The 23,030-nt window shown below is 37.0% G+C and carries 16 protein-coding genes and 1 pseudogene; 10 read left to right on the top strand and 7 right to left on the bottom strand.

The window, feature by feature from the left end; translation table 11 throughout:
• Window positions 1–66: 66 nt before the first annotated feature.
• Window positions 67–1,234 (bottom strand): annotated as a pseudogene (locus JG479_RS16830) (IS3 family transposase).
• Between the two features lie 306 nt (window positions 1,235–1,540).
• The gene (locus JG479_RS16825) at window positions 1,541–1,972 is read right to left on the bottom strand and encodes an Lrp/AsnC family transcriptional regulator (protein WP_033030858.1); all 432 of its coding nucleotides are present in this window, start codon (window positions 1,970–1,972) and stop codon (window positions 1,541–1,543) included.
• 172 nt (window positions 1,973–2,144) lie between these two features.
• On the opposite strand from JG479_RS16825, the gene JG479_RS16820 reads away from it, so the two are divergent.
• The 5 genes from JG479_RS16820 (at window position 2,145) to JG479_RS16800 (ending at window position 7,791) form a co-directional block, all read left to right on the top strand.
• Complete coding sequence (locus JG479_RS16820) at window positions 2,145–3,215, top strand: ornithine cyclodeaminase (protein WP_039488935.1); 1,071 nt, start codon at window positions 2,145–2,147, stop codon at window positions 3,213–3,215.
• Complete coding sequence (ctlX, locus tag JG479_RS16815) at window positions 3,212–4,123, top strand: citrulline utilization hydrolase CtlX (RefSeq protein WP_200220547.1); 912 nt, start codon at window positions 3,212–3,214, stop codon at window positions 4,121–4,123. Before JG479_RS16820 ends, ctlX begins: the two co-directional genes overlap by 4 nt.
• A gap of 121 nt (window positions 4,124–4,244) precedes the next feature.
• Window positions 4,245–5,651: an alanine/glycine:cation symporter family protein gene (locus tag JG479_RS16810; protein WP_024609079.1), complete on the top strand. Its 1,407-nt coding sequence runs from the start codon at window positions 4,245–4,247 to the stop codon at window positions 5,649–5,651.
• Window positions 5,652–5,779: 128 nt separating this feature from the next.
• On the top strand, window positions 5,780–6,823 hold the full coding sequence (locus tag JG479_RS16805) for a patatin-like phospholipase family protein (protein WP_200220546.1): 1,044 nt from the start codon (window positions 5,780–5,782) through the stop codon (window positions 6,821–6,823).
• A 26-nt stretch (window positions 6,824–6,849) separates the two neighbouring features.
• Window positions 6,850–7,791, top strand: a complete 942-nt coding sequence (locus JG479_RS16800) for an STM4504/CBY_0614 family protein (protein ID WP_182736501.1) — start codon at window positions 6,850–6,852, stop codon at window positions 7,789–7,791.
• Between the two features lie 123 nt (window positions 7,792–7,914).
• Here JG479_RS16800 and JG479_RS16795 read toward each other — a convergent pair whose 3' ends face one another.
• Window positions 7,915–8,478, bottom strand: a complete 564-nt coding sequence (locus JG479_RS16795) for a YSC84-related protein (protein ID WP_007377560.1) — start codon at window positions 8,476–8,478, stop codon at window positions 7,915–7,917.
• A 149-nt stretch (window positions 8,479–8,627) separates the two neighbouring features.
• On the opposite strand from JG479_RS16795, the gene JG479_RS16790 reads away from it, so the two are divergent.
• Together JG479_RS16790 and JG479_RS16785 are read left to right on the top strand one after the other, a co-directional pair.
• On the top strand, window positions 8,628–9,839 hold the full coding sequence (locus JG479_RS16790) for a tyrosine-type recombinase/integrase (protein WP_007377559.1): 1,212 nt from the start codon (window positions 8,628–8,630) through the stop codon (window positions 9,837–9,839).
• A complete protein-coding gene (locus JG479_RS16785; protein WP_200220545.1) occupies window positions 9,839–11,038 on the top strand; it encodes a cation:proton antiporter in 1,200 nt (399 codons plus the stop codon). The genes JG479_RS16790 and JG479_RS16785 overlap by 1 nt, the downstream gene beginning before the upstream one ends.
• A gap of 140 nt (window positions 11,039–11,178) precedes the next feature.
• Here the strand turns inward: JG479_RS16785 and ydiJ are convergent, their stop codons facing one another.
• The gene (gene ydiJ, locus JG479_RS16780; protein WP_200220544.1) at window positions 11,179–14,226 is read right to left on the bottom strand and encodes a D-2-hydroxyglutarate dehydrogenase YdiJ; all 3,048 of its coding nucleotides are present in this window, start codon (window positions 14,224–14,226) and stop codon (window positions 11,179–11,181) included.
• A 145-nt stretch (window positions 14,227–14,371) separates the two neighbouring features.
• Here ydiJ and JG479_RS16775 point away from each other — a divergent pair, with 145 nt between their 5' ends.
• A complete protein-coding gene (locus tag JG479_RS16775) occupies window positions 14,372–14,581 on the top strand; it encodes a PGPGW domain-containing protein (RefSeq protein ID WP_039488918.1) in 210 nt (69 codons plus the stop codon).
• A gap of 71 nt (window positions 14,582–14,652) precedes the next feature.
• Here the strand turns inward: JG479_RS16775 and ppsA are convergent, their stop codons facing one another.
• On the bottom strand, window positions 14,653–17,028 hold the full coding sequence (gene ppsA / locus JG479_RS16770) for a phosphoenolpyruvate synthase (RefSeq protein WP_007378803.1): 2,376 nt from the start codon (window positions 17,026–17,028) through the stop codon (window positions 14,653–14,655).
• 157 nt (window positions 17,029–17,185) lie between these two features.
• Between ppsA and ppsR the strand changes: the two genes are divergently transcribed.
• A complete protein-coding gene (gene ppsR, locus JG479_RS16765) occupies window positions 17,186–17,995 on the top strand; it encodes a posphoenolpyruvate synthetase regulatory kinase/phosphorylase PpsR (RefSeq protein WP_200220543.1) in 810 nt (269 codons plus the stop codon).
• Window positions 17,996–18,058: 63 nt separating this feature from the next.
• Here the strand turns inward: ppsR and JG479_RS16760 are convergent, their stop codons facing one another.
• Window positions 18,059–19,408, bottom strand: coding sequence for a class II 3-deoxy-7-phosphoheptulonate synthase (locus JG479_RS16760; RefSeq protein WP_024596521.1), 1,350 nt, complete (start codon window positions 19,406–19,408; stop codon window positions 18,059–18,061).
• A 952-nt stretch (window positions 19,409–20,360) separates the two neighbouring features.
• On the opposite strand from JG479_RS16760, the gene JG479_RS16755 reads away from it, so the two are divergent.
• Complete coding sequence (locus tag JG479_RS16755; protein WP_182672985.1) at window positions 20,361–21,236, top strand: DNA replication terminus site-binding protein; 876 nt, start codon at window positions 20,361–20,363, stop codon at window positions 21,234–21,236.
• Between the two features lie 70 nt (window positions 21,237–21,306).
• Here the strand turns inward: JG479_RS16755 and JG479_RS16750 are convergent, their stop codons facing one another.
• Complete coding sequence (locus JG479_RS16750; protein ID WP_024596523.1) at window positions 21,307–22,521, bottom strand: hypothetical protein; 1,215 nt, start codon at window positions 22,519–22,521, stop codon at window positions 21,307–21,309.
• Window positions 22,522–23,030 lie beyond the last annotated feature (509 nt).

Here is a 23,030-nt window from a genome sequence, read left to right as displayed (position 1 = left end):
TCGACACCTTTTATCAAAACGGGTAACTCTCACTTTTTCAAGTTGATGTGTCAGATCTTGTCTGAACTAATACACCTCAGATTCATTTGGTGCTAAACCTGCATTATAATGATGTGGTCTAACATTGTTGTAATATCCGTTGATATAATCACTCACACTATATTTAGCTTCTTCAAAGTTTTCATATCCAACTTTTGGCATCCACTCCGTTTTAAAGCTTCTAAAAAATCGTTCCATTGGCGCATTATCCCAACAATTTTCGCGCCGACTCATACTTTGTTTGATTTTATAGCGCCATAAACGTTGGCGATACTTCAAGCTTGTATAGTGGCTTCCTTGGTCTGAGTGAAACATCAGTCCTGTCGGTTTTCCTCTGCTTTCATACGCGAGTTCAAGCGCTTTTAGCGTTAAGTTAGTATCTGGCGACAATGACATTGCCCAACCAACGACTTTGCGTGCAAATAAATCAACAACGACCGCTAAATAAGCCCAGCGATTACCTGTCCAAATATACGTCACATCACCGCACCACACCGTATCCGGCTCAACAACATCAAACTGCCTATCTAGAAAATTCGGGATTTCAAGGTGCTCATTACCACCTCAAGGTGCTCATTACCACCGCGTTTATATTGATGTTGTGGTACTTGGCAGCTCTCTAGTTTTAGTTTAACCATCAGCTTAGCGGCGCGATAACGGCTTAATTCAAAACCGTTATTCGTTGCAATTGCTGCGATTGTCCGTGCCCCAGCCGAACCGCCACTCATTGCATGTATAACTTTAACTTCCGCTTCTAACCTTACTTGCTCTGGTGTCGATGTTGTATCCCGTATGGCCCAATATTTATAGCTGCTGCGATGCACATTGAATACGCTACACAACACGCTGATTGGGTAACGCTCTCGTTGATTTAATTTCTCAATTAACGAGAATTGCTCAGGGAGTCGGACATCAAGAGAGCGGTAGCCTTTTTTAATATATCCTTTTCTAATTCAATGCGTTGGATTTGCTTTTTAAGTTCGCGGATTTCAATTTGTTCAGGCGTCATTGGTGAAGCCAATGGGGACTGGCCATTCCGTTCTTGCTTTAATTGAGTTACCCACTTACTTACAGTTGATTTACCAACCCCCATAGCTTTAGCTGCATCTTCTTGCGTGTAGCCTTGATCAACTACAAGCTGAGCTGTTTCTAATTTGATTGCAACAGAATACGTTGCGCGTTTTAATTTCGTCATTTTTTCACCCAAATTTGTATGCTTATTAGCATAACATTTCTTTCTTAATGGGTGGCCAAATTAACTATGCCACTACAAATGTACTCAGGGTTTTAATTCATCTGCGATTTAGATAAATAGAAGCTTCTAATCAATCAGTTGATGTAGCTAAGGGAATTAACCGCATATAAAGACACAATAAATAATTTTTAAGTGTTAAGTCCCTCAGTTTTAAAAAATTTAAATGGGTGTCATTCTAAATTTGTGAATACTTAAAACATTATAAATGGGTGTCATTTAAATATTCTTTTAAATATTAAAAATAACTTAAGTTGATGAAAGCAATATGCTTGTTTCACTATTTAAAATACCGTCAATTTCACGTACTTGCCTTAGCACTCCATCAAACTCACTTAAATTTGCAGCTTGAAGCTCTGCAACTAAATCCCATGCACCATTGGTGGTGTGTAATTTTATAAGCTCGGGTATTCCGCGCATTGTTTTAATTACTTGTGAGGTAGATTTACCAACGACTTCTATCATCATAATTGCGCGCACGGCTTCTGTTTCTATGTGTTCGTGAACGCGTACAGTAAACCCTAATATTGCGCCTGAGCTAACTAATCTGTCTAACCTATTTTGCACTGTCCCGCGTGATACATTTAAAGAACTGGCTAAAGCTGAAATAGAAGCGCGGCCGTCTTTTCGTAATTCAGCTATTAAAGCATTATCAAGAGAGTCATAAATATAGGGAGTCATAAATCAAACCTTTAAAAGAAGTTACTGACCAAAATACATAAATTGTATATAACTGCATAGCAAAATGATAAAAACTAGTACTATTTGTGTAATTAATTACCATATTAAATAGCACGTAGCCTCGCTAAACTTGTTTTAAATTAACTAATACATTTATTCAAGAGGTTTCAGCATGAGTCATTTTATAGCACAGCCAAAACAAGGCGTTCCATTTGTTAGCGTTCAGGCAATGGCTAAGCTTATAAATAGCTTAGGGGTCGAAAACGTTCTGCTAGATCTAACAAATAAATTAGAAACCGACTTTGCCCGTTGGACAGAGTTTGATAAGTCACCTCGCTATGCAGCACACTCACCAGAGGGTGTAATAGAGCTAATGCCAGTGAGTGATGGCCAAATGTTCAGCTGTAAATATGTAAATGGTCACCCAAAAAACACCTTTAGAGAACTTCAAACAGTCGCTGCATTTGGTATTTTAGCCGATGTAGATAGTGGCTATCCGGTTATGATAAGCGAAATGTGTTTACTAACAGCACTACGTACAGCCGCAACTTCTGCAATGGTAGCTAAATATTTAGCACCTAAAAACTCAACAACCCTTACTTTAATAGGCAATGGCGCTCAATCAGAGTTTCAGGCACTCGCTTTTAAAGCGGTACTAGGTATTACGCATATTCGTTTATACGATATAGATAAAAGCGCCTCTAAAAAAGCATTTGCTAATTTAAGTGCATGCGGGTTAAACGTGACTATTTGTAATAGTGTACAAGAGGCAGTAAAAGGGGCAGATATTATCACTACCTGTACTGCTGATAAAACTAACGCCACTATTTTAACAAATGACATGATCCCACAAGGTGTGCACATTAATGCCATAGGTGGTGATTGCCCAGGTAAAACAGAGTTAGATGCTAGATTGCTTGAGCGTGCTAACGTATTTGTTGAGTACGAGCCGCAAACTCGAATAGAGGGCGAAATTCAACAAATGAGTCCAAGCTTTACAGTAACTGAGTTTCATAACGTTATTAATAAGCAGTCGCTTGGGCGTACTAGCCAAGATGAATTAACCATTTTTGACGGCGTTGGCTTTGCGAGCGAAGACTTTACAGCACTGGTATTTATACGCGATGAGTTAATTAAAACGGGCGAGTTTGCTTTGCTTGATTTAATTACACAACAAGCGGACCCTCGTAATTTATTTTCAGTGCTTAGTGATCAACCATTAGTAAAAGAGCACGTGGCATGAGCGAAGTAAACCAAGCCCCCAGAGCTGTAGTGATGGTAAGGCCGCATCACTTTACATCTAACCCACATACAATGCTCGATAACGCATTTCAAAGTGAATGTTTAGCACAAAACCAAAGTGAACAAGCATTTAAAGAAGTGACTAATGCCGTACAAATATTAAAAAATGAAGGGGTAACAGTTCACCTTTTTGAAGATGAGCAAACACACACTCCCGATTCAGTTTTTCCTAACAATTGGTTTTCAACTCATCAAAGTGGCCAATTAATAATCTATCCAATGTTTGTAGAAAATAGAAGGTTAGAATATCGAAAAGATATTATTGATTTTTTAACGGATCACTATAAAGTGTCTTCAGTGACTGATTATTCATTTTTATCGAAAGAAAATTCATTTCTTGAAGGCACTGGTTCACTGGTTATCGATCATCAAAATAAACTCGCTTACGCGGTAGAATCAAAAAGAACTACCAAGTCGGTGGTTAATACAATATGTGAGCAATTAAAACTATCACCCATAGTGTTTAACGCATATGACGAACAGGGAACTGCGGTTTATCACACTAATGTTTTAATGTGTATTGCTACAAAATTTGTAATGATCAGTTTAAATATGGTGCCAATTGAACAACGTGCACAGTTAGCTAAACATTTTTTAAAAAGCCATCATCAAGTTATCGATTTAACGCTTGAGCAAATTAATAACTTTTGTGGCAATGCTATTGAGCTACAAGGTAAAAATGGTCGTATTTTAGCCTTATCGCAAACTGCGCTTAATGCACTTACACCTGAACAAATAACAGTTATACAAAAAACGGCTAAGCTTGTGCCATTACCAATACCAACTATTGAGTCGGCTGGTGGCTCAGTTAGGTGCATGATTGCAGGAGTTCATTTGCAAAATAAATAATGTATAGTTTTAAGGCAGCTTAGCTGCCTTATTTGCATTAAATTTTTAGTCGATGTCGCAAGCAAATGCCGTTATACCCAAAAAAGGGTATTAATATAAAAAATATAAGAAGGAATTAGCAATGTTCGATACCGTCGTCAAAAGCGTAAACAACCTTTTATGGGGAGAAGGGCAGGTACTTATTTATATACTCTTGTTTACGGGGGTATGGTTTTCAGTACGATTAAAAGCAATTCAAATACTTAAATTTAAACATATGTTTAGCCTTTTAAAAGGCAGTAGCAAATGTAAGAAAAACGATATTTCCTCATTCCAAGCGTTGTGTACAGGGCTTTGTGCACGAGTAGGTACCGGTAATTTAGCCGGTGTAGCGGTTGCAATTTCACTTGGCGGCAGCGGCGCTATATTTTGGATGTGGGTAATAGCCATATTGGGCATGGCTACAGGCTTTGCTGAAAGCGTACTTGGGCAAGTATATAAAGTGCGCGATAGTGGTGGCGAGTTTAGAGGCGGGCCTGCGTATTATATTCAACAAGGTTTGGGTAGCCGGGCATTTGCCATTGTGTTTGCCGCATGTTTATTTTTAGGTTACGGCTTTACGTTTAGTGCAATGCAAACGAACACAATTACCGATGCACTTAATTACGCGTTTGAAGTTCCTACATTTTATTCAGGTCTGGTTATTACCGTACTAGCAGGCTCAATTATACTCGGTGGCTTTAAGGCAATTGCCCGATTTGCAGAGCGTGTTGTGCCAATAATGGGCATTGTGTTTGTACTTGCCGCCGTTATTATTACGATTATAAATTTCACGCAAGTACCCGCCATGCTTAAAGATATATTTTTATCAGCGTTTGGTTTACAAGAAGCAGGCGCCGGTGCAATGGGCGCAGCCATTAAAAACGGTATACAACGTGGTTTATATTCTAACGAAGCGGGCGCAGGTAGCGTGCCGCATGCATCAGCAAGTGCCAGCCCAATACCTAATCACCCTGTAACGCAAGGTTACATACAAATGCTCGGCGTATTTTTCGATACAATCGTACTGTGTAGCTGTACCGCTGTGATCATTTTATTAGCCGATATAGACATAAGCGGTGAAATGGAAGGCATTCGTTTAACACAAAGTGCGATGACCGCTCATTTAGCACAAGGTGGTGTTTATTTTGTAGCAGCCGCTATTACCTTATTTGCTTTTACATCGGTAGTGGCAAACTACGCCTATGCAGAGAGCAACTTGCACTTATTTAAGCTCGACAACAAAGTAGGGCGCGGCATTTACACTTTGCTTTATTTATCAATGATGTTGTGGGGCGCATCGGCCACCTTAAAAGAAGTCTGGGATTTAGCCGATATTGCCTTAGGGTTAATGACAGTGGTTAACGTTATCGCTATTATACTGTTAACGCCGACTATATTGTCTGTTACGAGCGATTACCACGCACAAAGAGACAAAGGTTTAGAGCCCGAATTTAAAGTAAAAGATGTAAAAGTACAGGGCAAATGCGAAGACGGCATTTGGGACTAACTCAGCACACTTAACTATAAAAAGCGGTTTTATGGCAACATAAAACCGCTTTTTACTTTGCATAAATATTCACTTTCAGTATTGTAAAAATAACAGAAGCAACCAAAATAAAAGGCACAATTTTTTAGATGATCGAGATTCACGCAGGGAAAACAGCGGCTAAAATTATTAACGAACAGGGCTTTAAACCTGAACTTTTCACCTCATTTTTAGGCGCAAGTGGTGGGCCAAAGTGGTTTACATTATTTGGGTTGGATAAGTATATTTTTAGTGAATTTTTTAAAAACCGTACCCAACCACTTAATTTAATTGGCTCATCTGCCGGCGCTTTTCGCTCTGCATGTTTTGCACAAAGCGATCCCGTTGCTGCCATTGAGCGATTAGCAAAATCGTATTCGCAAACTAGGTACTCAAGTAATAAACCAACACCAAATGAAATAACAATAAAAGCGCGCGCATTGCTTGAAGATGTTTTTGGCGATAACGGCGTAACCGAAATTATAAATAACCCAATATTTAAAGCGCACTTTATAGTAGCAAAATCGAATGGCTTTATTGCCAGCGAAAATAAATTAATACAGTTAATGGGTTTATCAAAAAGTTATATGTTAAATCGCGTTAACCGAAAATTATTAGGTTCGCAGTATGAGCGTTTTATATTTGGCCCAGCAACAAGTGACTTATCAATTACCGACAGCTACAATTTTAAAACGCAAAACATAACGCTTACTCAAAATAATTTAAAAGATGCATTACTTGCATCGGGTTCAATACCACTTGTTATGCAAGGCATAAAAAATATTGCAGGCTCACCGCAAGGAATATATCGCGACGGCGGAATTATCGATTACCACTTTGATTTAAAAATTAATAACCCAGGGCTTATTTTATATCCGCATTTTAATAGCGAGCCAAAAGCAGGGTGGTTCGATAAAAATTTAAAACGTAAAGTGTCACCACTTAATTACGACAATGTAGTGATGATCACCCCATCAAAAGAATTTGTAGCAAGCTTACCGTACGGAAAAATTCCAGACAGAAATGACTTTACCGATCTTGATGCAGATACACGCATTAAATATTGGAATACTGTTTTTAGTGAGACGGAAAAGTTAGCCGAAGCGTTTGAAGAGATATTAATTCAAGCGAAGAAAATGACAATAATGGTATAAGAATAATATTATAGGGAAGTTAAAATATGAATTTATATTCGAAAAGACAAAAGCAATTTAGAGAAGAAATAAACGACGTTTATAGTTACGAAAATATACCAAATAAATTGTTAGTGCAAATTATTCATATTTGGAATCGAGTCTTAGGTAATCAAAATAATTATGAACAATATGGATCCCAAGTTCCTGGATGCTATAAATATATTTATGATATTTTATGTGAAGAATATGGAGTATTTGATTTATTTCCTAATATACAGCGAAGCAGTGGAATTCATTATTATCATGAATTATGTAAATATTTACTGGCATTAGATGATGAAGAAAAAATAATAGATATCATTGAATTAACTTTTACACTTATAGACACGATAACAAGAGAAAATACTTACTTAGGAAAAACTGATCCAAGTAAAGAAGCTGATGAAGCTATAGTACTTTTAAATTCAAGATTTAAGGAAAATGGAATTGGCTTCCAGTTTATTGATGGGCATATAATAAAAGTAGATTCTGAATTTTTACATACAAATACAATAAAGCCAGTTTTAAAGTTATTGAATGATAAAAATTACGGCGGTGCTCAAGATGAATTTTTAAAAGCATATGAACACTATAGACATAATGAAAATAAAGAAGCTCTAAACAACTGTTTAAAATCTTTAGAGAGTACAATGAAAACAATATGTGATAAACATAGTTGGGACTATGGGAAATCGCCGAATGCTAGCCACTTGATTAATATATGCTTCAAAAATAATTTAATACCTGAGTTTTGGCAGCAACAATTTACCTCATTAAGAAGTACACTAGAAAGTGGTGTACCAACAGGTAGGAACAAATTAAGTGGGCATGGTCAAGGAGAAGAAATAATAAAAGTTCCAGAATATATAGTTTCGTACATGCTAAATCTGACTGGAGCTGCCATTATACTCTTAATAAACTCAGAAAAAGAACTAGCTAATAGATGAATATGGTTTCATCAAACAAAATTAGTGACAACCCATAAATTACGTTATGTTAAATTGGGTGAGGTTTAATAAAGCGAGCGTGATTATACAAACCAGCTCGCTTTTAGGAGAGTAATTTGGGGGTTAATTAAGCTCTGAATCAACCCAAAACTTGGTACCTTTTAATACAGCTTGTAGTGCAAGGCCATTTTCGGTTACAGAATATACAGTCACTTGATCTGCAATCGCTTCGGCAACCAGTGCACCGCCTTTATCTTCATATTTAGCTGCCGCATCAGCGTTTCCGCCAAAAGCCCAACCATGTTCAATAAATCTATTTAGTGCAGCTTGATTATGAAAAACCATTACAACGTTAAAATCTTTTACACCTAAACCAAGCCCTAAACCGGCTTCACCCATATTCATGTAAGTCGATTTACCAGTAAGGTTATTTTTAACTACGCCGTAACCGCCACCAAAACTGGCTAAAACAACATTTACGTTCGCGTTATCAAAAACAGCGTAACCAGCCGAATTAGCAATTTGTTTTTTAACGTCAGGTTTTTCAGCGTATAATTTATCTAATGTATTTGTTTTCATACTTTGTACAAGTGAACGTTTTTCGCTCGGTGATGCACTACCTGTAGTAGCACACCCAGTTAACGAAACAGTTAAAGCAAGTACGCTTAGTATAATTAGTTTTTTCATGATTTTTTCCTTAATAAGATATAGCAACCAACAACCATAGAATAATCACGGCATTAAAATAATTAGAGCTTTACTATGTCCAATACTAGACAGTATCGGACTTTAACGTTATTCTGTAAGCCTATTATTTAATTGAATATTTATACATTATGCTTGTTGCTTTGGTTGATACGTTAAAACAATTAAGATATCAAATTGCCCATCTAGATGACGGTACTCTCAATTCAGAATACCCAGAACTTGCATCCTTTATACAGGAAGTTGGCTTGACTGTAACTGAATCAAAAGCCGATCTGACATTCTTATATCAGTTTTTATATGTTTATGGCCGCAAGTCAGAAGCTACTTATAGCCGTTTTCGAAATGAACTTGAACGCTTTTATTTATGGTCGTGGTTAATAGCAGAAAAATCAGTATTCGATTTAAAACGTGAAGATATTGAAGCTTACGTTGATTTTATGGTTGAACCTGATAAAGAATGGGCTGCAACTTCAGTGCAATGGCGTTATAAAGATGAGCAAGGAATTCGTAGATTAAATCAAAATTGGCGCCCTTTTATGCTAAAAGAATCAACTGCCAGCCAACAAACTTTATCGGCCATGTTTACTGCCTTAAATGTATTTTATAAGTTTGCCCTACTCGAAGAAAAAACATTCGCGAACTTTGTCCCTGTTGTTAAAAAAAATAGCCCGTATTTAGTTGTTCAGTCACAAATTCAAATTCCTGATACATTAAGTGATATTCAATGGGAATACGTTTTTGGTGTAACGCGTGATTTATGCGAACATAACCCTGATTTAGAGCGCAATTTGTTTACGCTTGCCTGCTTAAAAGGTCTTTATTTACGAATTTCAGAATTATCTGAGCGCCCACAATGGTCGCCGGTGATGTCTCATTTTTGGCAAGATAATGATGGATTTTGGTTTTTACGTATAATGGGTAAAGGTAATAAATTACGAGATGTAACCTTAAGTGATGATTTTGTTGAATATTTAAAACGATACAGATTATATCGAGGTCTACCTGCCCTTCCTCGGGTTGATGAATCTGAGCCGTTAGTTCATAAAATTCGCGGTCAAGGTGGTATGACCGTAAGGCAAATTAGGCGTTTAGTTCAACAAAGTTTTGATTATGCTCAGCAATCATTACTTGATGATGGTTTTAAAGATGACGCTGAACAACTTGGCGCTGCAACTGCACATTGGCTTCGTCATACTGGTGCTACACATGATGCGCAAACAAGACCGCTTAAACATTTATCAGAAGATTTAGGCCATTCTAAAATTGCGACTACCGATCAAATTTATATTCAAACAAATATTAAAGAGCGAGCAAAGTCAGGACTTAAAAGGAAAATTTAATGGAGTATTTAGTAATAGCATTTATAGGCGGACTATTTTTAATTTATTCTTTAACACTTCGCCAGTTAGAAAAAACAGAAGTAACAGGTCCAATGTTTTTTGTTGTGGGCGGAATATGTTTAGCTTTTATGCTACCCAACGAAGGACATAAAATAAAAGAAGGCGTTGATCTTTTATTACCATTTATAGAGCTTACGCTAAGTATATTTTTATTTTCAGATGCAGCTAAATCAAAGTTAAGTGTTTTAAGGCATAGTTTTCAGTATCCTAGTTTACTATTGTTTGTTGCCCTACCCTTAACATTATTACTCGGTATTGCTGTTGCTTTATTTTTCTTTGCTGAGCTTTCACTTATTCAAGCGGCGTTGCTCGCAATTATTTTAACGCCTACCGATGCAGCTTTAAGTAAAGGGCTATTAGCAAGTACACAAGTGCCTGAAAAAATACGCGAAGGAATAAATACTGAAAGTGGTTTGAACGATGGATTATGTGTGCCCATATTTTTAATATTTATATTACTCGCTAAAAATCCTGATTCAGCTATTACCGCAAAACAAACATTAAGTGTGTTTGGCCGAGAGCTTGGCCTGGCTCTATTAATAGCTATTACAAGTATCGCTGTATTTATACCGAGTTTAAACTTTGCAATGAAACGTCATTACTTTGCACAAAATACCAGTCCATTTTTATTACTCGGTTTTGCTATGGCTGTTTTTTCTGTCACTCAGTATTTTCACGGCAGTGGATTTATTGCGGTGTTTATTGCAGGTTTATTATTTGATAAATTTTCGACAGAAGAAGTTAGAACAGAATTAATTGAAGACTCAGAGCACATCGCAGATTTTACATCGCTAATGATTTGGTGCTTGTTCGGGTTTGTTTGTGCTTACTTAGTTATTCCTAAATTAAATACTGAAATTATAATTTACGCTTTATTGAGTACAACATTAATTAGAATAATTCCAGTTATGTTGTCACTGCAGTTTACGGCATTGAATATTAAAGAGCGTTTTACATTTGCGTGGTTTGGACCAAGAGGATTAGCATCAATTGTTTTTACATTGATGGTGATTGATACGCAAATAGAAAACAAATATCAAATTGCGACAATAGCAATGACGACTATTTTGTTTAGTGTATTTATTCACGGTATAAGTACAAAGCCAATTGCAGACAGTTTCGCTAAAAAATCTAAATAGCTTTTATAAAAATTAGTGAATTTTTTGCCGAGGTATCAAGGCGTTTTTCCAGCCTCAAAAACGATCATTTAATTAAGCGAATGGGTATTAATAAAAAAAGGCGTAACTTATTTTTAAGTTACGCCTTTTTTTAACTTTTATTAGCTAAGTACCTGTGCGAGTAATTCAATTGGGTGTTTTGGTTTAAATTTCTCAAAACGTTTAACTTGGCTACGACAAGAAAAGCCCGTAGATAAAAGTTGCTCTGGTTTATTTTTATCTACAATTGGTTTCCAACTCATTTCGTAAAGTGCACGTGAGTTATCCTGATTTTGTGCTTCATGGCCATAAGTTCCCGCCATTCCACAGCAACCTGTATTTGTTGTTTTTAATGTTAAACCAATATCACTGAAAATTGCTTGCCAAACATTTGCCGCTTTTGGCAGTGCAGTTGTTTCAGTACAGTGACTCAATAATGTAAATTCGGTATCTGTATTTTGCTTTGCGCTTAGTGATTTAAACGATTGTGTTTCGAGCCACTCATGAGCAAGTTGCACATTAAATACACCGCGGTTATTTTCTAAAATTGTATTATATTCATCGCGGTAACACATAACGAGTGAAGCATCTAAACCGACTAGGGGGGCATTAATATCATTTAATTTATTTAAAAACTCAGCTGCATTTTTAGCTGTAATTTTAAATTCATGCAAAAAACCTTTTACGTGTTGCGGTTTACCATTTGGTTTAAAAGGTAATAGCATTGGTTTTTTGCCAAGTTGGGTTATTAAAGTAATAAAACTTTCTACTAGTTCGGCTTCGTAAAAGCTCGTAAATGGGTCTTGTACTATTAATACATATTCACTTTGTTGCTCTGCATTTAATTTATTTAATAAATCAAAATCAAATTTTTGTGTTTTAGTAATACGCTTTGAAAGTGCAGGAATACTTAACTGTGGTGTATCAACATAGCCAACTGTTTTTTTAATAACATTGCTTACTAATGATGTTTTAACAATTGGGTTTATAACTTTTGCAAACTTTGCCATTAATGGCGCGCTGCTTTCTATGTTACCAACAAGGTAATCTTTTAGCGGACGCGCATAATAACTATGATAATAATTTAAAAAGCGCGAACGAAAAGTAGGAACATCTACTTTAATAGGGCAAGCAGTTGTACATGCTTTACATGCTAAACATTCATCCATTGACGCTTTTACTTCGTGAGAAAAGTCGTAAATACCTTTTCGTTTTTCGCGGCTGTGAACGAAACGTTCCCACCAGGTGATTACTTCACCTTTGTTAAGCTGCTTTTCTACTTCGAGTAAATCTACATTTTTTGACTCTTGTAATCGAAGCCATTCGCGCATTAAACTTGCGCGACCTTTTGGTGAATTACGACGATCGCCAGTTACTTTATACGATGGACACATAGGTGAATTTTCATCGTAATTAAAGCATATGCCATTACCATTACAGGTCATTGCATTGTTAAAACTGGTTTTAACTTCTATTGATATTTGCTTATCGAAGTGCGATCTCTTTTGTCCATCAACACTAACTAGTGAGTCTTCACTATCGATAGGAGTGCATATTTTACCGGGGTTAATACGGTTGTTAGGATCGAAAGCTGTTTTTATTTTACGAAGTTGCGTATATAAATGCTCACCAAAAAATTCAGGACTATATTCACTTCGGTAACCTTTACCGTGTTCGCCCCACATTAAACCACCGTACTTAGCGGTTAGTTTTACTACCTGATCTGAAATAGTTCTAAGTAGTTTTTCTTGTTCTGGGTCGCACATATCAAGTGCTGGGCGTACGTGTAAAACGCCTGCATCAACATGGCCAAACATACCATATTGTAAATTATGGCTGTCGAGTAATGCTCTAAATTCAACAATATAATCTGCTAAATTTTCAGGGGGTACTGCAGTGTCTTCTGCAAAGGCGAGTGGTTTTTGACTGCCTTTTACATTACCTAATAAACCCACTGATTTTTTACGCATTGCGTAAATTTTTAGTATATCGCTTTTATCACTGGTTAACTGATAACCAATAACGCCATTAGTTTGATTTGCTACGCATTCATCTAGAAGCTTACAAAGCGTGTCTACTTTGTCTTTTATATCATCATTTGATACTGCATTAAACTCGACCATGTTAAGGCCTTGCATATCTTTATTTGGTACGTCGGTTATTAAGTCCGATACTAAATTCCAAATGATGTCTTCACGCGCTAAGTTTAAAACTTTGCTATCTACGGTTTCTACCGATGTTGCGCGTGCATCAACTAAAAACGGTGAATGACGAAGTGCTGAGTCAAAACTATCGTACTTGATATTTATAAGGGTTTTAAATTCAGCAATCGGTGTTAGGTTTAATTTAGCTTCAGTTACTATACCTAATGAGCCTTCTGAACCCGTTATTAGTCGGCTCATGTCAAAAGTAAGTAAGTCATCACTTAGCACATGTTCTAGGTCGTAGCCGGTTAAAAACCTATTTAACCGTGGAAACTTAGCTAAAATAGCTGCGCGTTCATTAACTGAAATATCTAAAACTGTTTTATATAAACTACCAATTAGAGAGTCTTGCTCGGCTATAATTTTTGCTTTGTCGATGTCTATTGGTGAGGTGCACATAGGTGTACCATCGACTAAATAAGTTGTAAGCCCTAAAACATGATCGCTTGTTTTTCCGTAAACTAACGAACCTTGCCCCGATGCGTCAGTACTTATCATGCCACCAATAGTTGCCCTGTTACTGGTAGATAAATCGGGCGAGAAGAAAAAACCATAAGGTTTTAAAAAGTCATTAAGTTGATCTTTTATTACGCCGGTTTGAACGCGTACCCAGCCTTCTTCTACATTTATTTCGAGGATTTCGCGCATATAGCGAGACAAATCTACAACAATACCTGGTGTTAACGATTGACCGTTAGTACCTGTTCCGCCACCACGAGGGCCAAAAGTTAATGATAAAAATGGGTCGCGAGATGCAGTTTGCAGTGCGAGTTGAATATCTTTTTCATTTTTTGGAAAAATAACACCTTGGGGTATTTCCTGATACACACTGTTATCGGTTGAAGCAGTAATACGCGTTGCATAACTTGCATCGGTATCTCCACTAAAACCTTGGCTTGCAATGGTATTTAGGTAATTTGCGACAAGTTCTGTCGCGGCATCTTGCTGTGTAATTGTTGCTATCATGACGGCGATATTTTAGGGCATTTGACTAATTATATCATGGTGATGGCGAATAGAAATTGAAGATTTTACAGTTTGTAACACTCTTTTAGTCGATTTTAATGCAGCTTAAATTATACTCAAGTTAACGAGTAATGAGGTGTGTTATATGAAAAAATTACTATTACAGATCAGTGGCGTGTTATTTATTTTGCTAGGATTATTTTTTGCGATCGTCCCTGGCCCATCGCTTATATTTTTTATGGCGGGTTTATTGTGTTTTTCGTTTTACTATCCTAAAGCGCGACATTACTTATCACTTTGTCAAAAGGCGCTAACTAAATCATGTGCTTATTTAGATAAAAAATTAGCCCGTTAACTTACTTTTAATTGGGTATAAAAAAAATGCCAGCAATACATTGCTGGCATTTTTTATAGCTTACCTATTTATTACTTTGCTAATTTTTTAGCTAGGTATAACCATGTTTCTATTACTGTGTCTGGATTTAGTGAAACAGAGTCAATGCCCTGCTCTACTAACCATGCTGCAAAGTCTTCGTGATCTGAAGGACCTTGACCACAAATACCTACGTACTTGCCTTTTTCTTTAGCTGTTTTAATTGCCATAGAAAGTAGTTTTTTAATTGCTGGGTTACGCTCATCAAATAAATGTGCGATTAAACCTGAATCACGATCAAGACCAAGCGTTAACTGTGTTAAATCGTTAGAGCCGATAGAAAAACCATCAAACATTTCTAAAAATTCATCAGCAAGTAATGCATTTGAAGGCAGCTCACACATCATGATTACTTTAAGACCATTTTCACCACGTTTAAGGCCATGCTCTTCTAGTAATTCAATTACGCGTTTACCTTCTTCAAGGGTACGTACGAATGGGATCATGATTTCAATGTTTGCCATATCCATGTCGTTTCTTACGCGTTTTATAGCTTCACATTCTAGTGCAAAACAATCGCGGAAGTCTTCAGAGATATAACGTGCGGCGCCACGAAAACCAATCATTGGGTTTTCTTCTTCTGGCTCGTATTGCTGGCCACCAACTAGGTTTGCGTATTCGTTTGATTTAAAATCAGACATACGCACAATTACACGCTCCGGTGCAAAAGCACAACCAAGCGTTGAAATACCTTCAACCAGTTTTGTTATGTAAAACTCTACTGGTGATTCGTAACCGGCAATCATGTCAGTAATTTCTGCTTTTAATGCATCGGTTTGCGCATCAAAATTTAATAACGCTTTAGGGTGAACGCCAATCATACGGTTGATAATAAATTCAACTCGCGCAAGGCCAACACCTGCATGCGGTAAGCGTGCAAAGTCAAAGGCACGATCGGGGTTACCCACGTTCATCATAACTTTCATTGGTAGTTCTGGCATTTTATCAACGCGTGACGTTAGTATTTCAAAATCTAAAATACCTTCGTAAATAAAGCCGGTATCGCCTTCGGCGCACGATACTGTTACTTCTTGGCCCGCTTTAATTAAATCAGTTGCATTACCACAACCAACAACTGCCGGAATACCAAGTTCGCGTGCAATGATTGCAGCGTGACACGTACGGCCACCACGATTTGTAACAATCGCTGCTGCACGTTTCATGATTGGTTCCCAATCAGGGTCGGTCATATCGGTAACTAAAATATCGCCTACTTGTACCTGGTCCATTTCTTTGATTGAATCAAGAACACGTACAACACCGCTACCAATTTTGTGACCAATTGCACGGCCTTCAACAAGTACATTACTTGTGCCATTTAATTGAAAACGTTCCATTACGTTTGAGTCTTCGTTTGAGCGGACAGTTTCTGGACGTGCTTGAACTATATATAGTTTGCCGTCGTTTCCGTCTTTTGCCCATTCGATGTCCATAGGACGACCGTAATGTTTTTCAATGATTACAGCTTGTTTGGCAAGATCTTGCACTTCTTCATCTGTAATCGAAAATTTATTAGAAAGCTCAGGGTCAACATCAACGATGTCTACTTGCTTACCATGTGCTTTATCTTCTGAGTAAATCATTTGTATTGCTTTAGAGCCAATATTACGACGTACTACTGAAGGTTTGTTTTTAAGGAGTGTTGGTTTATGAACATAAAATTCATCAGGGTTAACCGCGCCCTGTACAACCATTTCACCTAAGCCGTAGCTTGATGTAATAAATACAACGTCTTCAAAACCAGACTCTGTATCAATACTAAACATTACGCCAGATGCTGACTTATCTGAACGTACCATGCGCTGTATACCTGCTGATAACGCTACACCACGGTGATCGTAACCTTGGTGAACACGATATGAGATTGCGCGGTCATTAAATAATGAAGCAAATACGTGTTTAATAGCGACCATTACTGAATCGATACCGACCACGTTAAGGAAAGTTTCTTGTTGGCCTGCGAATGATGCATCTGGCATATCTTCAGCGGTAGCTGATGAACGTACTGCAAATGAAACATCTGCTGCAGTATCGCCATGGAGTTGGCTATATGCGTCGCGAATGGCTTGATCTAGGTTTGGTTGGAATGGTGTGTCGATTATCCATTGGCGGATATCGGCACCGACTTTAGCGAGTGTATTTACATCATCAACATCAAGTGTATCTAAGATGTCATGAATTTTGGCGGTGAGTCCTGATTGATCTAGAAACTCATTAAAAGCATCTGCGGTAGTTGCAAAACCACCCGGTACTTGTACACCTGCGTTTGCGAGGTTTGAAATCATTTCGCCAAGTGACGCGTTTTTACCGCCAACTCGAGGAACATCTTGCATACCAAGCTCTTGATACCAGAGAACGTATTCTTGCACGGATCTTTCTCCAAAAAAAACAAATTGTAGGTCTAACTGTGAGAGTTAAGAAAGAAAACCTTTTATAAAGGTCGTCATCATTCTACACTGGCAACAGTCCTCACGTAAACCGTGGGAAACCCATTTTAGGGATTTAAACGCAATAAAAAGGTTAATTATGAGAACTGCTTTTTATATATCAGATGGAACAGCAATTACTTCAGAGGTGTTTGGGCATGCGACTTTGTCGTTGTTTCCTATCGATTTTAATCATAAAACAATTCCATTTGTAGAAACTGAAGAAAAAGCGCACGAAATTAAAGCTTTAATTAATGCAACCGCTGCAAAAACAGGTGAAATGCCTTTCGTGTTTTTTACTTTTGTGAATCACAATTTAAGTGAAATTATAAAATCGGCTAATGCAGTTACGTATGATTTTTTAACTACGTATAGCGAAAAAATAGAAAAAGAACTCAATGTAGCCCCTGTTCCAAAAATGCATCGTACGCATTCTATCCACGAAAAAAGTTATGATTTTAGAATTGATGCGGTTAACTATGCTCTTATGAATGATGATGGCGGAAATATTAAAAACTTTTCCGAAGCAGACATCATTTTAATTGGCGTTAGCAGAAGTGGTAAAACACCGACAAGCTTATACTTAGCACTGCAGTACGGCATTAAAGCAGCTAACTATCCTATTACAGAAGAAGATTTAGATAATGAAGGTTTGCCTAAGTGTTTAGTCCCTTATAAACATAAGTTATTTGGACTGACGATTGACCCTGAGAGGCTTGCGGCTATAAGGCATCGACGTATGGCTAACTCTAAGTATGCTTCAATTAAACAGTGCCGTATTGAGGTGCGCGAAGTGGAAATGTTGTATAAGCGTCATAAAATAGCTTACTTTAATTCTACGCATCATTCTGTTGAAGAAATTTCTGCAAAAATACTGATAGAGACAGACTTGGAGCGACGTAAGTACTAACTTAGTCATCAAATTTGAAATAAAAAAAACCGCAACTAAGCGGTTTTTTAGTATCAACAAATATTATTTACGTGCGTCTTTTAGTAAATCAGCGACTAAAAAGCCTAACTCTAATACTTGGTCGGCGTTAAGGCGTGGATCACACTGTGTTTTGTAACGCTGTGCTAAGTCATCGTCAGATAAACCGTAAGCACCGCCTGTACATTCTGTTACGTGCTGACCTGTCATTTCTAGGTGAACACCACCTGCGTATGAACCTTCAGCTTTGTGTACAGCGAAGAATTGACTGATCTCGCGCATGATATTATCGAAGTTACGCGTTTTGTAACCTGAAGTCGCTTTTTCAGTATTACCGTGCATTGGATCAGAACTCCAAATTACTTTTCGGCCTTCTTGTTGAACTCTTCTTACTAGTGCTGGGAGTTTTTCTGGCAGTACGTCTGCACCCATACGTGTAATTAGCGTTAAACGACCAGGAATGTTATCTGGGTTTAATGCGTCAATTAAACGAATTAAATCGTCTGGGTCCATACCTGGGCCAACTTTAACACCAATTGGGTTTTTAATGCCTTTAAAGAACTCAATATGTGCGTGGTCTAGTTGGCGTGTACGTTCACCAATCCAAACAAAGTGAGCAGAACAATCGTACCAATCACCTGATAAATGGTCGCGACGTGTTAGTGCCTCTTCGTAACCAAGTAGTAAAGCTTCGTGAGAAGTGTATAAATCGGTTTCTTTTAAACTTGGCGCAATTGTAGAGTTAATTCCGCACACTTCCATAAACTCTAGTGCGTCTTGAATTTTATCTGCAAGTTGTTGGTATTTTTCTTTAAGTGGATTTGCAGCAACAAAGCCCATGTTCCAGCGGTTAACCTGATGAAGATCGGCTAGGCCACCTTGTGCAAATGCACGTAATAAGTTTAACGTAGCGGCACTATGATGGTATGCAGTCATTAAACGTTGTGGGTCTGGAATGCGCGCTTCTTCTGTAAACTCAATATTATTAATGATGTCGCCACGGTAAGATGGTAAAGACACGCCATTAATTGTTTCTAAGTCTGCTGAACGAGGTTTAGCGTATTGACCAGCCATACGCGCTATTTTAACTACAGGGCATTTACCGCCATAAGTTAATACAACAGCCATTTGTAAAATTGTTTTGAATGTATCGCGAATATTAGCGGCATTAAAATCGCTAAACGACTCGGCACAGTCACCACCTTGAAGTAAAAATGCACGACCTTCGCACACGTCTTCAAGTTGTTTGAAAAGGCTTCTTGTTTCTTCTGCAAAAACTAGAGGCGGAGCCGTTTTTAATTGGCCTTCAACTGATTTAAGTATTTCTTGATCTGGGTACTGTGGCTGCTGCAGTATTGGCAGCTCTCTCCAGCTATTTGGGTTCCACGATGACATAATTTTTCCTCATTCCTACATTACCTGATAAGAAGAAATTAACGTATGCAGACCCCTATGTTCAAGGACTAAATTCACTATTTTCCAATTATTTAGTTATGAGTTAAGTATAAAAGTAATTTTACTTAACTCAGGTGGTTATATAACAATCACTTTAGTTTTATTTCAAATAAACTAAAGTGATTTAAAACATACAATTAGAGTTAATTAGTTTCAATTTTAACACATTGAGAATAAATAAGGCACAAGGGTATATTATATGTATTTTACTTAAGAACACATCATACTTAAATTGCATTAAATGTAATCTTAACTTTACGTGCAAAATTAATTATTAACTAACAGGGGCTATGTGCAGGTCTAAATATATGATAAGGGATTTTGTGTTGCTCATTTATATGCACTTTAAACCTAGTAGAATAACGCTGTTGATTATTCTCATGCCAGAATATACTTACAACTGACACAAGGTTAATCTGCTGATTCACCACGCATCTTCCCACCCTGCCGCCAGCGTTATTTAGCAACTTGTGATAACTAAAAACTTAACTGCCAGTGATGCCTTAAATGGCTCTCATGTAAAAAGCATGTACGACATGCTGAGCTTTTGGATGATAAACCCATAGTTAAACACGTTATAATATTAATCACTAATTAGAGAAACAACAAAAACCAACACTATTATTTAGAACTTAACCTCACCAAGTTCATTTTACATCCCCATTTATTACACTACATGGGCAATTAAGCTCTAAGCGGGCTAGCTCTTTAATCAATAAAACAGTACTAAATTACAGGAATAGGTAGATCCATTCACTCCAATAAAGAACACATCATACTTATTTTTTTTACATGTTATCTGAACACCGAGCGTAACTTTATTAAACATTTACTCAATGCAAAGTGCATGCAATAATATAGCATTGGTAAGATGTGTTCTTTGAGGTGTGCCGTGGTTACTAAAGTTCAAATTAGGAGTCAGTTTGATTTAATGAACGAATTAACTTTAAGGTTAATTGAGGAATTAAACGAATGTGAGTTTTCCAGAGCAGAGTACTATCAGTTACCTGATGTAAGTAATTTAGATGAAAATAAGGTTCCTGAGTCCATACCTGTCTCTAAAATAACTGGAGCGCCGGCTCAAAAGGCAATTTTAAACTCCTTTTCTGACATTTATAAAAAATCGGGCTTAAGCAGTCGCGTGTTAAAAAGGCACCCTGGTTTACTTGTTATTAAAAATGCAGATAAACAAGCTTTAAATAATCGTATAGCACAAGTTAACAAAGCTAAAGCTAGTTTCAAAGAGTGTATATTGGCAATTGATAACAACGATGCCCGATTTGAGGCTGTTCATAATGCAATACCAAATTTAATAACACTTGCTGCTTATCGTAAGATTCACAGTGAGAGCGAATCACCATTTTCCGTTAGGTTTACTTGGATGCACAAGCACGCAACTAAAACATTGACTAAAAAAATGGCCCTCGAAATGCTCGACAAATCGGCCAGTTATCGAAATCCAAGAATGATAGATCAACAAAAATGGCAATCACTTGTAGCTCAAGAACAATTACGAGTTGCTAGTTTAGGTGAAAAGGAAAAATTAAGAATTCGTCGCCCTACTCGCGTAAGCCCTCAAGTTAATGTGAGATACACAGCACAAAACCGCTATCATGTGAGCGCCGCATTACCATTTATTCTGATTAATCCAGAACCAGACGTTAAACTAGGTATCTTACCTGATTATAAAAAACCCGAAGCTCATCCTCGAAAACGTGAGTATGATTTTTTAGTTGATAGGCTATATTTAGAACAAGTTGACCGATAGCTATTATGTTAAAAAGGCCACAATATGTGGCCTTTTTAGTAAATATGTACAGTATTTAAAATAACGTTTATTATTTTTCTACTATCTCTTCTATTTTATCTTCATCAATTAACACTGCATTTTCAACAATACGTTTACCGCCTTGAATCTCAATGCGTTTGTTGTGTTTGTTCAATGTAAGTATTTCATCGCAAAACTGATCAGAGGGGTGCATTTCGTATGTGTAATCAATAATGTTACCAGTTTTGTCATCTTTGACGTTTGTAATGCTGTATTCTGATATAGCACCTTTTTCAATCAAATCTTTCATTGTGGTGGTCATATCACGACGAAGCGCTTTTAATTTATTTTCCGTAATATCATCAGTTGAATAAATAGATCCGTATTTTTCCATAATAGAAAGTAATCTAAAATGATACGTTTTACCTGGAGCTGCATAACGCCAAAGGTGATACAAACGAAGCATCATCCAACGCGACAATCCCCGTTTTAATTCTTGTGCACTATTAAAGTAATACCCTTTGTATTCAAGGTTATCAATCATGTTATGAACAAACGCATTTAAGCAGGCCACACACTTTACATTACCACCTTGACCTTTTTTGCCACTAAAGTGAAGTGACGATAAAAAGTTCATATTTGACTCGTAAAACGAATCATCTATATCGGAGTTTTTAGTATCGGTTGCTGAATATTTAAATGAAAGTTTAGAACCTTGCAATGCTTCAAGTGACTCTTTAATAGCAGGATATGGCATTGACTGCCCTACCGCTTTGAGCTCTTGCGCTAATTCGTTCATAGAAAAAACAACTGCGTATTGAATACCGGACTTAAAATTAATTTTAACTATTTTGCCTTTAGAAGCTAAACGAATAAGTGCTCGTTCTACTTTTTCTTCTCTGTCCGATGGCCAAACAAGATACTCAATATCTTCGCCATCTTTACGAGTACTGACAACAGCAGGGGTAATTTTTATCTCACCATCGTATAAAATACCATCTACTTTCTCTGATATTTTACGCGTAATGATTGTTTTTTTAGGCGCTTCTTCAAGTGGCAATTTTTTATAGCCAGAGCGAACAAAACGGCCCCACAAATCATAATGATTAAACGTGTTTGAATATGCACGTAAACCATGAGCTGCATTTTCAATAGAAATTCGCACGTCTTTGTTGTCTGTAAATAGTGCTAAACTTTCGTTATCAATTGCACTTTCCACCCCGTGGATTTGGCCCCTGAGTGTATCGGGCAAATTATCTACCGAGATGTTGACCTTTCGGCTCATTGTTCTTATTTCCATTTTTATTGCGACATCTAATAACAACACATTAAACAACAAAAGTTAAATGTTTAAGTTAGTATAAAAGTGATCTGACTTTAAATAAAACGTTTAGATCACTATTATACTAAGTAATGTATATAACTTGCGATTTCAGATCATATTTTTACTAACTGGGTCATCACAAATCTGTTTTTTACTAACTCAGCTGTTATTTTGTCCATCACAATGGCTTTATTTTAAAATTTAGCACGACAAATATATAATAAAATTAATATCCCTGTGGATAAAGGCTTATCGAGTTAGCATAGATCTGATCTGTACCAAGTACAGATCAGATCTATACTAATTAAACGAACCTATTGACGCTAAGGTTAGTGCATAACTTTATAATTTACTTAGTAAAAAATTGATCTCAAGGGCTTTTTTTGTTCATAACCTTATGCGCAACCTGTGCATAACTTGATTTAAAAAAGAAGGCTTAGTAAAAAGGTGATCTGCAGGTAGATAAAGAT

It is taken from the genome of Pseudoalteromonas sp. LC2018020214 (assembly GCF_016598755.1).
Lineage (GTDB): Bacteria > Pseudomonadota > Gammaproteobacteria > Enterobacterales > Alteromonadaceae > Pseudoalteromonas > Pseudoalteromonas distincta.
The sequence above is the reverse complement of the archived record's forward strand: the minus strand, read 5'-3'. Positions and strand labels throughout refer to the sequence as shown.

What these genes read in the sequence shown, in the direction of transcription:
- JG479_RS16825 (WP_033030858.1), bottom strand. Translation starts at nt 1,972, where the DNA reads ATGACTCCCTATATTTATGACTCTCTTGATAATGCTTTAATAGCTGAA.
- JG479_RS16820 (WP_039488935.1), top strand. Translation starts at nt 2,145, where the DNA reads ATGAGTCATTTTATAGCACAGCCAAAACAAGGCGTTCCATTTGTTAGC.
- ctlX (WP_200220547.1), top strand. Translation starts at nt 3,212, where the DNA reads ATGAGCGAAGTAAACCAAGCCCCCAGAGCTGTAGTGATGGTAAGGCCG.
- JG479_RS16810 (WP_024609079.1), top strand. Translation starts at nt 4,245, where the DNA reads ATGTTCGATACCGTCGTCAAAAGCGTAAACAACCTTTTATGGGGAGAA.
- JG479_RS16805 (WP_200220546.1), top strand. Translation starts at nt 5,780, where the DNA reads ATGATCGAGATTCACGCAGGGAAAACAGCGGCTAAAATTATTAACGAA.
- JG479_RS16800 (WP_182736501.1), top strand. Translation starts at nt 6,850, where the DNA reads ATGAATTTATATTCGAAAAGACAAAAGCAATTTAGAGAAGAAATAAAC.
- JG479_RS16795 (WP_007377560.1), bottom strand. Translation starts at nt 8,478, where the DNA reads ATGAAAAAACTAATTATACTAAGCGTACTTGCTTTAACTGTTTCGTTA.
- JG479_RS16790 (WP_007377559.1), top strand. Translation starts at nt 8,628, where the DNA reads ATGCTTGTTGCTTTGGTTGATACGTTAAAACAATTAAGATATCAAATT.
- JG479_RS16785 (WP_200220545.1), top strand. Translation starts at nt 9,839, where the DNA reads ATGGAGTATTTAGTAATAGCATTTATAGGCGGACTATTTTTAATTTAT.
- ydiJ (WP_200220544.1), bottom strand. Translation starts at nt 14,226, where the DNA reads ATGATAGCAACAATTACACAGCAAGATGCCGCGACAGAACTTGTCGCA.
- JG479_RS16775 (WP_039488918.1), top strand. Translation starts at nt 14,372, where the DNA reads ATGAAAAAATTACTATTACAGATCAGTGGCGTGTTATTTATTTTGCTA.
- ppsR (WP_200220543.1), top strand. Translation starts at nt 17,186, where the DNA reads ATGAGAACTGCTTTTTATATATCAGATGGAACAGCAATTACTTCAGAG.
- JG479_RS16760 (WP_024596521.1), bottom strand. Translation starts at nt 19,408, where the DNA reads ATGTCATCGTGGAACCCAAATAGCTGGAGAGAGCTGCCAATACTGCAG.
- JG479_RS16750 (WP_024596523.1), bottom strand. Translation starts at nt 22,521, where the DNA reads ATGAGCCGAAAGGTCAACATCTCGGTAGATAATTTGCCCGATACACTC.